At 70.0% G+C, this 13,328-nt stretch carries 14 protein-coding genes and 1 riboswitch; of the genes, 8 read left to right on the top strand and 6 right to left on the bottom strand.

Annotated elements, in window-relative coordinates:
• Positions 1 to 133: 133 nt before the first annotated feature.
• Positions 134 to 838, top strand: a complete 705-nt coding sequence (locus BUE42_RS10510) for a TetR family transcriptional regulator (protein ID WP_073465062.1) — start codon at positions 134 to 136, stop codon at positions 836 to 838.
• On the opposite strand, the gene BUE42_RS10505 is transcribed toward BUE42_RS10510, so the two are convergent.
• Positions 765 to 1,943 (bottom strand): MFS transporter, encoded by a 1,179-nt coding sequence (locus BUE42_RS10505; protein ID WP_083614049.1) that lies wholly within the window; start codon positions 1,941 to 1,943, stop codon positions 765 to 767. The genes BUE42_RS10510 and BUE42_RS10505 overlap by 74 nt on opposite strands.
• A gap of 98 nt (positions 1,944 to 2,041) precedes the next feature.
• Between BUE42_RS10505 and BUE42_RS10500 the strand changes: the two genes are divergently transcribed.
• On the top strand, positions 2,042 to 2,812 hold the full coding sequence (locus BUE42_RS10500; protein WP_073465060.1) for a DeoR/GlpR family DNA-binding transcription regulator: 771 nt from the start codon (positions 2,042 to 2,044) through the stop codon (positions 2,810 to 2,812).
• 23 nt (positions 2,813 to 2,835) lie between these two features.
• Here BUE42_RS10500 and BUE42_RS10495 read toward each other — a convergent pair whose 3' ends face one another.
• Both BUE42_RS10495 and BUE42_RS10490 read right to left on the bottom strand, forming a co-directional pair.
• Positions 2,836 to 3,798 carry an MBL fold metallo-hydrolase gene (locus tag BUE42_RS10495; RefSeq protein WP_073465059.1) on the bottom strand — a complete coding sequence of 321 codons (963 nt, stop codon included), beginning with the start codon at positions 3,796 to 3,798 and terminating at the stop codon, positions 2,836 to 2,838.
• Between the two features lie 160 nt (positions 3,799 to 3,958).
• Positions 3,959 to 4,552 (bottom strand): helix-turn-helix domain-containing protein, encoded by a 594-nt coding sequence (locus BUE42_RS10490; protein WP_073465058.1) that lies wholly within the window; start codon positions 4,550 to 4,552, stop codon positions 3,959 to 3,961.
• Positions 4,553 to 4,683: 131 nt separating this feature from the next.
• Between BUE42_RS10490 and BUE42_RS10485 the strand changes: the two genes are divergently transcribed.
• The 5 genes from BUE42_RS10485 to BUE42_RS10465 all read left to right on the top strand — a co-directional run bounded on the left by BUE42_RS10485 (position 4,684) and on the right by BUE42_RS10465 (position 7,746).
• On the top strand, positions 4,684 to 5,397 hold the full coding sequence (locus BUE42_RS10485; protein ID WP_073465057.1) for an SDR family NAD(P)-dependent oxidoreductase: 714 nt from the start codon (positions 4,684 to 4,686) through the stop codon (positions 5,395 to 5,397).
• Positions 5,394 to 6,515, top strand: a complete 1,122-nt coding sequence (locus BUE42_RS10480; protein WP_073465056.1) for an S-adenosylmethionine:tRNA ribosyltransferase-isomerase — start codon at positions 5,394 to 5,396, stop codon at positions 6,513 to 6,515. The genes BUE42_RS10485 and BUE42_RS10480 overlap by 4 nt, the downstream gene beginning before the upstream one ends.
• 49 nt (positions 6,516 to 6,564) lie before the next feature.
• Entirely contained in the window at positions 6,565 to 7,152 is a 588-nt protein-coding gene (locus BUE42_RS10475; RefSeq protein WP_073465055.1) for a chalcone isomerase family protein, read from the top strand.
• A gap of 100 nt (positions 7,153 to 7,252) precedes the next feature.
• Positions 7,253 to 7,552: a DUF6290 family protein gene (locus BUE42_RS10470; protein ID WP_073465054.1), complete on the top strand. Its 300-nt coding sequence runs from the start codon at positions 7,253 to 7,255 to the stop codon at positions 7,550 to 7,552.
• The gene (locus BUE42_RS10465) at positions 7,552 to 7,746 is read left to right on the top strand and encodes a hypothetical protein (protein WP_073465053.1); all 195 of its coding nucleotides are present in this window, start codon (positions 7,552 to 7,554) and stop codon (positions 7,744 to 7,746) included. The genes BUE42_RS10470 and BUE42_RS10465 overlap by 1 nt, the downstream gene beginning before the upstream one ends.
• A 3-nt stretch (positions 7,747 to 7,749) precedes the next feature.
• Here the strand turns inward: BUE42_RS10465 and metW are convergent, their stop codons facing one another.
• Together metW and BUE42_RS10455 are read right to left on the bottom strand one after the other, a co-directional pair.
• Positions 7,750 to 8,334: a methionine biosynthesis protein MetW gene (gene metW / locus BUE42_RS10460; protein ID WP_073465052.1), complete on the bottom strand. Its 585-nt coding sequence runs from the start codon at positions 8,332 to 8,334 to the stop codon at positions 7,750 to 7,752.
• Positions 8,331 to 9,479: a homoserine O-succinyltransferase MetX gene (locus BUE42_RS10455; RefSeq protein WP_073465051.1), complete on the bottom strand. Its 1,149-nt coding sequence runs from the start codon at positions 9,477 to 9,479 to the stop codon at positions 8,331 to 8,333. The genes metW and BUE42_RS10455 overlap by 4 nt, the downstream gene beginning before the upstream one ends.
• Before the next feature lie 46 nt (positions 9,480 to 9,525).
• Positions 9,526 to 9,603: riboswitch (SAM riboswitch) on the bottom strand.
• Between the two features lie 205 nt (positions 9,604 to 9,808).
• Between BUE42_RS10455 and BUE42_RS10450 the strand changes: the two genes are divergently transcribed.
• Positions 9,809 to 11,593, top strand: coding sequence for a pectate lyase (locus BUE42_RS10450; RefSeq protein WP_073465050.1), 1,785 nt, complete (start codon positions 9,809 to 9,811; stop codon positions 11,591 to 11,593).
• Here BUE42_RS10450 and BUE42_RS10445 read toward each other — a convergent pair.
• A complete protein-coding gene (locus BUE42_RS10445) occupies positions 11,579 to 13,291 on the bottom strand; it encodes a VanW family protein (RefSeq protein ID WP_073465049.1) in 1,713 nt (570 codons plus the stop codon). The genes BUE42_RS10450 and BUE42_RS10445 overlap by 15 nt on opposite strands.
• Positions 13,292 to 13,328 lie beyond the last annotated feature (37 nt).

The following is a 13,328-nucleotide window of genomic DNA, read 5'->3' as shown; positions in this document are numbered from 1 at the left end:
TGGACTTGTCGACGATGCGGGTTAGTATACATACACGATTGAATGTAAACGTCCCATTTACCTTACCTACACGGTAGTGGCAGCGCTCTTACCGAGTGCTTACCGGCACCGATCACCGAGGAGTCGCCACGCGATGGCGCGACGAACGAAAGAAGAGGCCCTGGCCACCCGCAGCCACATCCTGGACACCGCCGAGCTGGTGTTCCAGGAGCGTGGCGTGTCGCGAACGTCGCTCAACGACATCGCGCTGGCGGCCGGCCTGACCCGGGGTGCCATCTACTGGCACTTCAAGGACAAGGGCGACCTCTTCAACGCGATGATGCTGCGCGTGACCTTGCCGATGGAGCAGATGGTTCACGCGAGCGACGACCCGCAGTTGGACGCGCCAGTGGATCACATTCTGGAAAGCTTTGTCGATGCCCTGCGCAAGACGGTGCACGACCCGCAGGTACGCCGGGTGTTCGACATCGCCTCCCACAAGGTCGAGTACGTCGACGAACTCGACAAGGTGTGGGAGCGGCATCGCCAGGTGCACAACGAGATGCTGGCGCGCGTCGAGAGCGCGCTGAAGCGGGCGGTGCAGCGCCACCAGATCGTGCTGCGCACGCCGGCGCGCACGGTGGCGATCGGCCTGCATGCGCTGATCGACGGGCTGATCCGCACCTGGCTGCTGGAGCCGGAGTCGTTCGACCTGGTGCGGGTCGGCCGGCAGGTGCTGGAGGGCTACCTGGTGGGCATGGCGCCGGCGCCCGCGGTGCCGATGGTCACGCCCGTGCCGGGTTCGTCGCCGGCGCCGGCCGGGGTTCGTCGAGGTGGTGGGCGAGCAGCGCGATCGTAGCGGCCAGCCCGGCCAGCACCAGCAGCGCGAAGCGCAGGCTCGTCAGTTGGGCGAGCCAGCCGATCAGCGGCGGCCCGAGCAGGAAGCCGCCGTAGCCGAGCGTCGCCATCGCCGCGATGCCCTGGCCCGGGCCGCGCCGGGCCCGCCGTGCGGCGGTGCCGAAGACCAGCGGTGCGACGGTGGCGACGCCGAGCCCGACGGCGACGAAGGCCGCGAGCGTCAGCCCCGCGTTCTGCGTCAGCAGCGCGGCGGCGAACAGCAGCGCTGCCACCGCATTGCCGGCCCGCAGCAGCGTGGCGGCGCGCCACACCGCCATCAGCCGGTCGCCGGCCAGGCGCAGGACCATCATCGCGCAGGCGAACGCGGCGTAGCCGAAGGCGCCGAGCGCGGCGCTCAGTCCCAGGCCGTCCTTCACGTAGACCGCGCTCCAGTCGGCCATGCCGCCTTCGATCAGGAACGCGCAGAACACGATCGCGCCGAGGCCGCCCATGCCCGGCTCGGGCAGCGCGAAATGCGGCGCCGGCTCGGCCGGCTTCGGCGGGGTGGCCTGCAGCCAGCGCATCGCGACCAGCAGCACCACCGCGAGCACCGCCGCGACCGCGCCGATGTGCAGGCCCGGCGCGATGCCGTGGTGCGCCATCGTGCCGCCGAGCGCCGCGCCACACAGGCCGCCGGCGCTCCACAGCCCGTGCAGGCCCGACATGATCGGCTTGCCGCGGCGCGACTCGACCTCGACCGCCAGTGCGTTCATCGCGACGTCCATCGCGCCGTTGGCCGCGCCGAGCAGGAACAGCGTGAACGCCAGCGGCAGCAGCGAGCCGACCAGCACCGGGTGCGGCAGCAGGAAGCAGTAGACGAAGCCGGTCGCGAGCGTCAGCCCGCGCGCGCCGAGCTGGCCGATGCCGCGCCCGGCCAGCTGGAACGAGACCAGCGCGCCGGCGCCCATTGCCAGCAGCGCCATGCCGAGCTGGCCTTCGCTCAGGCTCAGCGCATCGCGCACCGCGGGGATGCGCGAAACCCAGCTCGCGAAGCCGGCGCCGTTGGCGAAGAACACGGCGGCCATCGCGAGGTGCTCTGCACGCGAGGCGGTGGGGGAGGAAGACATGGCGGCTCCGAAAGCATGAACGTGCTTGAGCGAAATCGATCAAGTTCGAGCATATTAGAGCAGTCAACCGAGCCGGGCAAGCTAGAATTCGCGCCACGATGGTCCGCAAGACACCTGCCCCTCCCTGGTTCGGCGAAGAACGCCGGGCGCGCACGCTGAAGCTGCTGCAGGAGAAGGGGCGTGTCGAGGTGCTCGATCTTGCTCGGATGATGGGCGTCTCCGAGCACACGATCCGCCGCGACCTGCTCGACCTGCAGGCCCAGGGCGCGCTGCACAAGACGCATGGCGGCGCGGTGTCGCTCGATACGGCGCGGCTCGATTTCGCGGGGCGCGCGGACGTGATGGCGGATGCGAAGCAGGCGATCGGCCGCGCCGGCGCGGCGCTGATCGAGCCGGGGCAGACGGTGATCATCGATGCCGGCTCGACCTCGCTGAGCCTGGCGCGCGCGCTGACGGCGCGGCCGGTCACGGTGATCACGAACTCGCTCGACGTCGCGGCGCTGTTCGACCGCGACCCCGGCGTGCAGCTGGTGCTGACTGGCGGCACCTGGCACACGCAGGCGCGTGCGCTGTGGGGGCCGGCGGCGCGCGAGATGCTGCAGCAGTGCCGGGCCGACTGGGCGGTGCCGGGCGCGTGCTCGGTCGACCTGCGCATGGGCATCACCGTCACCGACGAGGCCGACGCGGCCACCAAGCGCGCGATGATCGGCGCCGCGGCCCGCACGATGGTGCTGGCCGATCATTCGAAGCAGAACAACGTGTCGCCGTTCGCCGTCGGGCAGTGGGCCGAGGTGCACACGCTGGTCAGCGACCGCGCCTGGCCCGAAGTCCAGGCGCTCGGGGTCCGGGTGCTGGTCGCACCCGACTGAGTCAAGGACCCTTCAGCGGACCTTCAACGGATCTGCTGGTAATCCACCGGCACCCAGATGTAGCCGCGCCCTTCGGCGCGGATGTGCCCGATGCCCGGGAACGGCAGGTGGGCGCCCGCCACCAGGAAGCCGCCCTTGGCTGCATCGGCATAGGCCTTCTTGCGCTGGATCGCGGCCGACTTCGAATCGCTGTCGAACGAGATCGTGACCTGCGGCTGCGCGAACTGCACCGCGGCGACGTGCATCAGGTCGCCCCACAGCACCAGCTTCTGGCCTTTGGACTCGACCGCGTAGATCGAGTGGCCCGGCGTGTGGCCGCGCGCGGCGAACGAGCGCACGCCCGGCACCAGCTCGGCCTCGCCGTCGAAGGGCTTGAACTTGCCGGCGGCGACATACGGGTTCAGCGAGGCCATCGCGCCCTGGAAAAAGCCTTGCACCTCCTTCGGGGCTTTCTCCATCGTGGCCTGGCTCAGCCAGAAGTCGGCGTCATGCTGGTCGGCCCGCACGATGGCGTTCGGGAACGCCGGCTTGCCATCGGCCAGCAGCCCGCCGACGTGGTCGGGGTGCATGTGGGTGATGTAGACCTCATCGACCTGCTCGGGCTGGTAGCCGGAGGCCTTCAGGTTGGCCAGCAGGTTGCCGGCCGTCGGGCCGAACAGGCCGGCGGCGCCAGTGTCGACCAGCACCAGCTTGCTGCCGGTGTTGATCAGGTAGCCGTTGACCGAGGTCTGCACGGTGTCCTTCTGGAAACCCTTGTCGAGCAGCTTGCCGACGTCCTTCTGTGTCGTGTTGGTCAGCAGCTGCTTGGGCTGCAGGTCGAGCGTGCCGTCGAACAGCGCGGTCACCTCGATGTCGCCGAGCATCATCCGGTAGAAGCCGGGCGCCTGCGTCTTGAGCTGCGGCGCGCCGGCCTGCGCGGCGGTGGCGAGGACCAGCGAGCCGACCAGCGCGGCGATGCCGTTGCGAATCCAGGGCGTGAATGTCATTCGAATTTCTCCTCGGGTGCGGAAGTGCGGGCGCCAGCATAGGGGCGCATCGATTCCCTGTGCTTGGCAGGGGCAGCGGGCCGAGCGCCGGGCCGCCCCAAGCCGGCCCGCATCCCCTCGGGGGATCGGTCGACGTACCCGTCGACCGAGGGGCCGTCATTCACACGCCGGCCTTCGCGAGCACGACCAGAGAAATGCCGCGCGCCGGCTGCAACGCATCGGCGTTCTGGTACGAGTGCGGCAGGTTGCCCGGGAAGGCCAGCACCTCGCCCTCGGCCAGCGTGTAGCGCTCGCCGGCCACCATCAGGTTCACGCGGCCGTCCAGGCAGGTGAAGAACTCGCGCGTGCCCGGCAGGTGCGGCGTGCCGCCCATCACCGCGCCGGGCTCGAAGTCCATCACCTCCATCATCTCGTCCGGCACCGATTCGGGCACCAGCACGCGCAGCATGACGCCGCGGCCCTTGCCGGCCGGGCGGCTGCGCAGCGCGACCTCGTCAGCTGCCCAGTGGCGCACCATCGCACGCGGCGACGCCAGCAGCTCGTCGATCGGCACGCCGAGCGCGCCGGCCACCTTCACCAGCACCGACAGCGACGGGTTGCCGTCGCCGGATTCCAGCGTTGCGATCGTCGAGCGCGGCAGCGCGGCCGATTTCGCGAGGCCGTCCTGCGTCAACCCGCGCGCGTGGCGCAGGCTGACGAGGTTGCGGGCCAGGTGGCTGGCGGTGGCGCTGGACGGGGCTTCAGGCTCGCTCATGAGGGCCGCATTGTGACCACATGGCGCGGCCTTGACGACGGAACGGACGCTTCGCCAACGGATCGGTCCGCGCGCTGGGCGGTGTGCGTGAGGCTGCCTATCGTGAGGCCATCACTTTACGGAGTCTCCTCATGAACACCCTTCGAGACGATCCACTGGCCGGACTGCGCGTGGCCATCACCGGCGGCACCTCGGGCCTCGGCCTCGCGCTGGTGCAGGCGCTGTCGGCCCGCGGCGCGCGCGTCGCGTTCATCGCCCGCGATGCGGCGCGCGTGCGGCGGGTCGCGCAGGACCTGCCCGGCACGCACGGCATCGCCGGCGACATCGCGCGCCGCGACGACATCCACCTGATCGCGCTGCAGGTCAACAGCGCGCTCGGCGGGCTGGACGTGCTGGTCAACAACGCGTCGAGCCTGGGCCCGGTGCCGCTCGCGCTGCTGGCGGACACCGAGTGCGAGGACCTGGAGGCCGCGCTCGCGACGAATGTGCTCGGGCCGTTCCGCCTCGGCAAGGCGCTGCTCGGCGCGCTGGCCGCGTCGGCGCGCGGCGGGGCGCAGGCACTGGTGCTCAACATCAGCAGCGATGCCGCCGTCACGCCCTACCCCGGCTGGGGCGCCTACGGGGCCAGCAAGGCGGCGCTGCACCACCTGAGCCGCATCTGGGATGCCGAGCTGCGCGAGCACGGCGTGCGCGTGTTCTCGGTCGACCCGGGCGACATGGACACGCCGCTGCATGCGCTGGCCGTGCCCGATGCCGATCCGGCGACGCTGAAGCGCCCGGCCGATGCGGCGCGCACCATCGTCGCGCTGATCGCCAACACCGTCGCCCACGCGGAGGCCGCATGAAGGCCGCCGCGCTGCCGACCCAGCGCCCGCGCGACGCCCGCCTGCTGGTGATCGACCGGCATGGCGAGCTGCACCATGCCGAGCGCTCGCACCTCGCCCACTGGCTGCGCCCTGGCGACCTGCTGGTGGCCAACGACGCGGCGACGCTGCCGGCCAGCCTGCACGGCACGCACTTGCGCACCGGCGAGCCGATCGAGGTGCGGCTGGCCGGACGGGCCTCGCTGCGGGTCGATGCGGTGCACGCATTCACCGCGATCGTCTTCGGTGCCGGCGATTTCCACACCCGCACCGAAGACCGCCCCGCGCCGCCGCCGTTGTGCGCGGGCGATCGGCTGCAGCTCGGCCCGCTGCAGGCCACGGTCGCGCGCCTGCTCGACCACCCGCGCCTGATCGAGCTGCGCTTCGACGGCGATGCCGACGCGATCTGGGCCGGCATCGCCCGCCACGGCCGGCCGATCCAGTACGCCCACGTGCCGCAGCCGCTCGCGCTGTGGGATGTGTGGACGCGCGTGGCGGCACTGCCGGTCGCGTTCGAGCCACCGTCGGCCGGTTTCGTGCTCGACTGGCAGATGCTGCATGCGCTGCGCGAGCGCGCGATCGGCTTCGCGACGCTGACGCATGCGGCCGGCCTGTCGTCGACCGGCGATGCCGCCCTCGATGCGCGGCTGCCGTTCGACGAGCCCTACCACCTGCCGGCGTCGACGCTGCGGGCCATCGCCGACACCCGGCGCAGCGGCGGGCGCATCGTCGCGCTCGGCACCACCGTCACGCGGGCGCTCGAGCATGCGGCGCAGGCCGGGCCGCTGCGCGCCGGCGAGGGCCTCGCGACCCAGCGGCTCGGGCCGTCCAGCCGGCTGCAGGTGGTCGACGCGATCGTCAGCGGCACGCACGAGCCGGGCAGCAGCCACCATGCGCTGTTGCAGGCCTTCGTCGATGCGTCGGTGCTGCGCCGTGCTGACGCCGCGCTGGCCGCCCGCGGCTACCGCACGCACGAGTTCGGCGATTCGGTGCTGATCGAAAACGCGCGCAGTCCCCAAAGATCACCGCGCCAGGGTTCACGAACGATCGTGCGATCCATCGACCAGCCCGGGTTCGCCGGCTTGTTGCGGCCGGCATAAGCCCGAATAATCGGCGCCATCCAACAATCAGATGGTCCCGAGGAGACGCATGACCCCGATTCGCACCCCCTTCGCCGCCTTGATGCTCGGGCTGGCCTTGATCGCCGGGGCCGCCGAGGCTGCGTCGACGACGACCAAGTTCGAGCCGCTGCTCCAGGTGCAGGGCACGCCGCTGCTGCTGAACGGCGCGGGCACGCGCTTCAAGGCCATCTTCAAGGTCTACGACCTGGGGCTGTACACCAGCAAGAAGGTCGGCACGCCGGAAGAACTGCTGGCGCTGGGCGGCCCGAAGCGGCTGCAGTTCACCGCGCTGCGCGACCTGCCGGGCACCGACCTGGGCCGGCTCTTCATCAAGGGAATGTCGGAGAACTCGCCGAAGGAGATGGTGCAGAAGCACACGTTGTCGGCGACCCGGCTGATCGAGATCTTCTCGGGCCGCTCGAAGATGGCCGCGGGCGAGACCTTCGCGATGGAGTTCATGCCGGGCAAGGGCACCACCTTCTACATCATGGGCCAGCCGCAGGGCGAGCCGGTGGGCGACGCCGAGTTCTTCGCGATGGTGCTGAAGATCTGGGTTGGCGACGCACCGGCCGACCACCTGCTGAAGGCGGCGCTGCTGGGGCGCGACAAGGAGTAGCGAACAAGGCGAGCGCAGGGGGCATCCGGCTCCGCGCTTGCCAGCCGCGGCGGGATCATGTACATATCATGTCCATCCCCTGAACCCGCTGGAGCGTACCGTGTCCGGAGCCGTTGAACGCATCGTGGTGCAAGCCACCTCCCAGGAAAAGAAGGCGATCGCCGCGAAGGCCGAGCGGCTCGGCCTGCCGATCTCTGAACTGATGCGCCGTGGTGCCGCGGCCTACGAATCCGTCGAAGGCGAGGCCGATCTGCAGGCGTTGGCCGAAGCGGCCAAAAACGCTGCCGACCGCGCGGCCGCATCGATCGACGATGCGCTCGACTTCATCGCCGCCAGCAACAAGCGCATCGCCGCAATGGAAGCCAAGGCTGCCCGCACCCCGGCGCGCAAAGCCGCCTGATGGGAATCACGGACAAGGTCTGGAGTGCGTTCACCTCCGTCATCAAGCTCGAGGACAAGGTCAACCGCCAGTCCGAGGCGATGAAATCTCAGCAGCAGAAGATCGAAGACCTGACCGGCCGCGTGATCCGGCTCGAAGCGCAGCTCGAACTGCTGACCGGCGTCGCGCTGCTGAAGCGCCTGAAGAACGATTGAAGGTCAGACCTTCTCGAACTTGAACACCGCGACGCTCGCGGTCAGGTTCGGCCGGCGCCGGCGCACCGCACCATTCTGGATGCCGAACGAATCGAGGATCTGCAGGCCGCTCTTGCGCGCCAGCACCTCGAAATCCGCATACGTGCCGACGCGGATGTTCGGCGTGTCGTACCACTCGTAGGGCAGCGCCTTCGTGACCGGCATGCGCCCGCTCGCGATGCGCAGCCGGTTCGCCCAGTGCGCGAAGTTCGGGAAGCTGACGATGCCCACGCGGCCGACCCGCGCCGTCTCGAGCAGCATGCGCTCGGTGTTGCGCAGGTGCTGCAGCGTGTCGAGCTGCAGCACGACGTCGAAGCTGCGGTCCTCGAACATCGAGAGGCCTTCCTCGAGGTTCAACTGGATCACGTTGACGCCGCGCTGCGTGCACGACAGCACGTTGGCGTCCGAGATCTCGATGCCGTAGCCGCTGCACTGGCGGTGGTCGCGCAGGTGGGCGAGCAGCTCGCCGTTGCCGCAGCCCAGGTCGAGAACGCGCGAGCCCTTCGGCACCATCTCGGCGATCAGTTCGATGTCCTTGCGATCACTCATGCCGGGGCTCCCACGGCCGCGAACTCTTTCGCGATGTTGTCGAAGCGCGCGCGCAGCACCCCGTGGTAACGCGCGTCGTCGAGCAGGAAGGCGTCGTGCCCGTGCGGCGCGTCGATCTCGGCGTAGCTCACGTCGAAGCGGTTGTCGAGCAGTGCCCGCACGATCTCGCGCGAGCGCTCCGGCGCGAAGCGCCAGTCGGTCGTGAAGCTGACCAGCTGGAACTTGCAGCGCGCGCCGGCAAAGGCCGCGCTCAGGTCGCCGCCATGCTCGCGCGCCGGGTCGAAGTAGTCGAGCGCGCGCGTGATCAGCAGGTAGGTGTTGGCGTCGAAGTACTCGCTGAACTTGTCGCCCTGGTGGCGCAGGTAGCTCTCGATCTCGAACTCGATGTCCTGCGTGCTGTAGCCGGGCGTGCCGCTCTTCAGGCCGCGGCCGAACTTGGCCTCCATCGCGTCGTCGCTCAGGTAGGTGATGTGGCCGATCATCCGCGCCACCCGCAGCCCGCGCTTGGGCACCACGTGGTAGCCGTAGTAGTGGCCGCCGTGGAACTCGGGGTCGGTGACGATGGCGCGCCGCGCCACTTCGTTGAACGCGATGTTCTGCGCCGACAGGTTGGGCGCGGTCGCCACCGCGATGCAGTGGCGCAGCCGATCCGGGTGGCGCAGCGACCAGCTCAGCGCCTGCATGCCGCCCAGGCTGCCGCCGAGCACCGCGGCGAGCTGGGCGATGCCCAGGCGATCGAGCAGGCGGGCCTGCGCGTCGACCCAGTCTTCCACCGTGACGACCGGGAAATCGGCGCCGTAGACGCGCCCGGTCGCCGGGTCGACATGCATCGGCCCGGTCGAGCCGAAGCACGAGCCGAGGTTGTTGATGCCGATCACGAAGAAGCGGTCGGTGTCGAGCGGCTTGCCGGGCCCGACCAGGTTGTCCCACCAGCCTTCGCTGCGCGGCTCGCCCGCCAGCGTGCCGGCCACATGGTGCGACGCGTTCAGCGCATGGCACACCAGCACCGCGTTGCTGCGCTCGGCGTTCAGCGTGCCGTAGGTCTCGTAGACGAGCGTGTAGTCGCTCAGTTTCGCGCCGCTGCGCAGCGGCAGCGCTTCGGTGAACTGCATCACCTGCGGTTTGACATCACCCACGGAACTCATGTGGACACACACCCCGAAAAGAAAACCGGCGTCGCCAAGAATCGAGACACCGGTGGGTGCGTCCTTTCTTTAGCTGGTTTTTTAAAGCGCCCGCAAGCCGGAACAAATCAGCGCTGGCGGCAAGTATAGGACGCCAGGGCGTTTCGCCCCGGGTGCGATGGACTGGACCACGTCGTCGTATCTCTTGAGGACGAGTCGGCCGGGTTGTGTCAATTTGCGTGCAATCTGACAGGGATTGCCCCAGCAAGTCGTTGATTTCTGAGTTGTACGATGACTGATGACACACGATGAAATCGTTTGTCATTTCACAACATCAGGAGGCAGACAACATGCAACGACGCAGCTTTCTCGGGGCCGCACTGAGCCCCATCGCCCTGGCCGCCTGCGGTGGCGGCGATGACGACAACCCGGCGCCGCCGGCCCCGCCCACCGCGCAAGGCACCGCGATCGACGCGATGAAGCGCGCGGTGGCCTACATGGACGAAGAGGTCTCCTACCGCGGCGGCTACGTGTGGTCGTACTCGCCGGACCTGACGCAGACCTTCGGCGAGATGGAGGCCAAGCGCACGATGTGCTGGATCCAGCCACCCGGCACGCCGTCGGTCGGCAACGTCTTCCTCGACGCCTACCACGCGACCGGCGACGAGCGCTTCTACCAGGCCGCCGAGCGCACCGCGCTCGCGGTCGTCGCGGCCCAGCACGCCTCGGGCGGCTGGAACTACATCCACGACTTCGCCGGCGAAGAATCGCTGAAGCACTGGTACGAGACCATCGGCAAGAACGGCTGGCGCCTCGAGGAATTCCAGAACTATTACGGCAACGCCACCTTCGACGATGCCGGCACCGCGGTCGCGTCGCAGCTGATGCTGCGCATGTGGCTCGAGAAGAAGGACGCGCGCTTCGAAGCGCCGTTGAATCGTGCAATCGATTTCATACGGCAGGCCCAATTCGGCGCCGAGCTCGGCATCGCCAACGGCGGCTGGCCGCAGCGCTTCCCGCACTACGCCGGCTCGAAGGCGAGCATGCCGCAGCCGAACCCCGAGCAGGTCCCGGCCGGCGCGCATGCCGGCATGGAGGACGGCGACTACACGCTGCACGTCACCTTCAACGACGACGTGATGGGCGAGAACATCAAGTTCCTGACGATGTGCGTGCTGGCGCTGGGCCGCACCGACCTGCTGGACAACATCACCCGCGCGATGGAGTGCATGCGCGCGATGCAACAGCCCGGGCCGCAGGCCGGCTGGAGCCTGCAGCACCTGTCGCGCGAGACGAACGGCCGCCCGGCCGGCGCCGCCGCGGGGGCGCGCACCTACGAGCCGCGCTCGCTGGCCACGCACACCACGCAGACCAACATCCAGCAGCTGTTCCACTACTTCACGCTGACCGGCGACCGCAAGTTCCTCGCGCGCATCCCCGAAGCCATCGCGTGGCTGAAGACGGTGCCGCTGCCGGCCGACGCCATCCAGCGCAACGCGTTGCTCAACGGCCGCACGCACGCCACCTTCATCGAGCTCGACAGCAACGAGTCGCTGTACGTGCACCGCTACGGCTCGAACATCCACAACGGCGCCTACTTCGCCGACAAGGACCTGACGAACACGCTGAGCCACTACTCGGCGGGCCGCTCGATCGACCTCGCCGGGCTGCAGAAGCGGTATGACGATCTGAGCGGGATGAGCGATGCCGCGGTGGCCGAGCTGGTGGCGCGCTCGCCGCTGAAGGCGACGCAGCCGACGGCGCTGCCGAAGTTCTTCGGCATCCGCGAGGTCGACTTCCCCGACCTGTTCAGCGGCGCGAAGATGACCACGCCGGTTGTGCTGCAGACCGAAGTCGACACGCTGGTCGCCGACCTCGGCACGAAGAACTACTGGACGGCGCCGGTGCCCGAGGTGGTGAACCCGTACCGCGGCGACGGGCCGGCGACGCCGTACACCGGCACGGCCTACCGCAGCAAGCACGTGGGCGACATCTACGACACCTCGCCGTACCCGGCCGACAACCCGCCGGAAATCGCGCCCTACGTGAAGCGAGACAAGCCGCAGTTCATCGTGACGGCGGACGTGATCCGGCGCCTCGGGCGGCTGATCGCGTTCGTGTCACCGGTGGTCTGAGGCGGCCGTCTCGTAGAGGGCCAGCGTCAGCGCGAGCGTGTCGCCGGCCGGCACCAGGCGCAGGCCCGGTGTGCGGGGATCCAACCCGCACGCCGGCGTTGCGATGACCGGCAGGCCGCGCGCGAGGCCCTGAAGCAGCCAGCGCGGCGCATGCTCGACATGCGCCGGCAGCACCACGGCACCGACGCCGCGCCACGGGTCCTCCGCATCGAGCGGCACCTGTTCGATGCCACGCCAGAAGCCGGGCGACTCGCTGGCGCGGCCGAGCACCGCCAGCGGCAACCCGAGCGCCCGGCAGGCCTCGCGCAGTTCCGGTGCGCCCTTGCGCGCCAGCGACGACGCCGGAAACAGCAGCGTTCCGCCGCACGCCGAAGGCGCTGCCGCGGGTCGGTCCCAGTCGAGAAGGCCCACCTGATGGAGGCCGCGAGTCCGCAACCAGCGGGCGACCGCATGGTGCGGCGTCAGCACGCGAACCGCGCCACGCAGCGCCTTCCACTCGGCATCGACGCGCCAGTCTGGCGCACGGTACTCGCGCAGGCCGGCCGCGGTCGGTTCGCCGGCCTGGCCGTCCAGCTGCTGATGCAGCATGCGCAGCGGCGACCGGGTCATCATCACCGTCACGCGGCGCCCGCCGAGCGCGCCGCGGCGCTGCAGCTCGGCCAGCGCATCGACCGGAACGATCAGTTCGTCGGCCTCGATCGGCACCCGCGCGAGCCAAGCCGAGGCACGCGCATCGTCGGCGGCGATCAGGTGACGCTGGCGCCGGGCCGGCCGATGGCGGCAGGCGCGCGCCGCGAGCCGATGCCAGCGCTCGGTCAGGCCGGTCGGCCAGTTCGGCCCTGTCGCGCGAAGGCGGATGCCGCGAGCGGCGATCCAGGTGTCGAACTCCGGCCAGCCGGCCACCGGCATCACGGCGACCCGTTCGCCGACGGGGCGCGACCCCACGCGGCGCAGGCAGTCCGCTTGCGCGCAGTCCAGGCAGTCGTGCGCCGGCGGCCGGCGGCCGAGCTCGATCGGAACGGGCCGTGCCGAGCGCGCCGGCGGCGATGCACCGCGCAGCCGGACGATCAAGCGCTCGCCGTCGAGCCGCGCCTCGACGACGACACGCTGCGGCAGCGCGAAGCGCAGGTCGAGGTAGTTCCAGAACACCGTCGCGTCGCGCCCTGCCTCGGCCTGCGAGCCCGGCACGGCACGCGAATGCGGATGGCGCTCGACGATCCGCGCCCCGGCATCCACCGCCACGGCATACAGCGCATTCGACAGCTGGCACAGGCCGCCGCCGATGCTCGCGATCAGGCACCCCTCGCGCAACTCCCGGCCGGGGACGAAGCCGCGGCGACGGGTCGGGGCGCCGATCGCATGCCAGAAGCTGAAGACCTCACCGGGTGCCACGACGAGCCCGTCGAGCCGAGAGGCGGCCGTGCGCAGGTTGTGGACCTTGCCGGCGGTCAGCGGCCATTCGTGCGGCGCGTGTTGCGTCCACAACGGCGTGATGCACTCGGCACGCACCGGGTCCTGCGATGTCGATCGGGTGGTCGCGAAGCGGGTGCCGTTCCATCGGTCGACCAGGTCGCGACCGCGGCGCATCCAGCGCAGGCCCTCGGCACGCCACGCGAAGTCGAGGGCCTGAAGGCGCGAGGTCCACCAGCCTGACGCGGCCGGCACCGAGGGGGCGGGGAGGGGCGAGATGTCGTGCATGCCGGCGAATGTGCCGGTCGGTCGCGACGCGAACGCG

This window comes from Rhizobacter sp. OV335 (genome assembly GCF_900142965.1).
Taxonomy (GTDB): Bacteria; Pseudomonadota; Gammaproteobacteria; order Burkholderiales; family Burkholderiaceae_C; genus Rhizobacter.
This window is presented reverse-complemented; position numbering and strand designations above follow the sequence as displayed.

Bases quoted from the DNA above. Each gene is read 5' to 3' on its own strand.
- BUE42_RS10510 (WP_073465062.1), top strand. From the start codon at position 134: ATGGCGCGACGAACGAAAGAAGAGGCCCTGGCCACCCGCAGCCACATC.
- BUE42_RS10505 (WP_083614049.1), bottom strand. From the start codon at position 1,943: ATGTCTTCCTCCCCCACCGCCTCGCGTGCAGAGCACCTCGCGATGGCC.
- BUE42_RS10500 (WP_073465060.1), top strand. From the start codon at position 2,042: ATGGTCCGCAAGACACCTGCCCCTCCCTGGTTCGGCGAAGAACGCCGG.
- BUE42_RS10495 (WP_073465059.1), bottom strand. From the start codon at position 3,798: ATGACATTCACGCCCTGGATTCGCAACGGCATCGCCGCGCTGGTCGGC.
- BUE42_RS10490 (WP_073465058.1), bottom strand. From the start codon at position 4,552: ATGAGCGAGCCTGAAGCCCCGTCCAGCGCCACCGCCAGCCACCTGGCC.
- BUE42_RS10485 (WP_073465057.1), top strand. From the start codon at position 4,684: ATGAACACCCTTCGAGACGATCCACTGGCCGGACTGCGCGTGGCCATC.
- BUE42_RS10480 (WP_073465056.1), top strand. From the start codon at position 5,394: ATGAAGGCCGCCGCGCTGCCGACCCAGCGCCCGCGCGACGCCCGCCTG.
- BUE42_RS10475 (WP_073465055.1), top strand. From the start codon at position 6,565: ATGACCCCGATTCGCACCCCCTTCGCCGCCTTGATGCTCGGGCTGGCC.
- BUE42_RS10465 (WP_073465053.1), top strand. From the start codon at position 7,552: ATGGGAATCACGGACAAGGTCTGGAGTGCGTTCACCTCCGTCATCAAG.
- metW (WP_073465052.1), bottom strand. From the start codon at position 8,334: ATGAGTGATCGCAAGGACATCGAACTGATCGCCGAGATGGTGCCGAAG.
- BUE42_RS10455 (WP_073465051.1), bottom strand. From the start codon at position 9,479: ATGAGTTCCGTGGGTGATGTCAAACCGCAGGTGATGCAGTTCACCGAA.
- BUE42_RS10450 (WP_073465050.1), top strand. From the start codon at position 9,809: ATGCAACGACGCAGCTTTCTCGGGGCCGCACTGAGCCCCATCGCCCTG.
- BUE42_RS10445 (WP_073465049.1), bottom strand. From the start codon at position 13,291: ATGCACGACATCTCGCCCCTCCCCGCCCCCTCGGTGCCGGCCGCGTCA.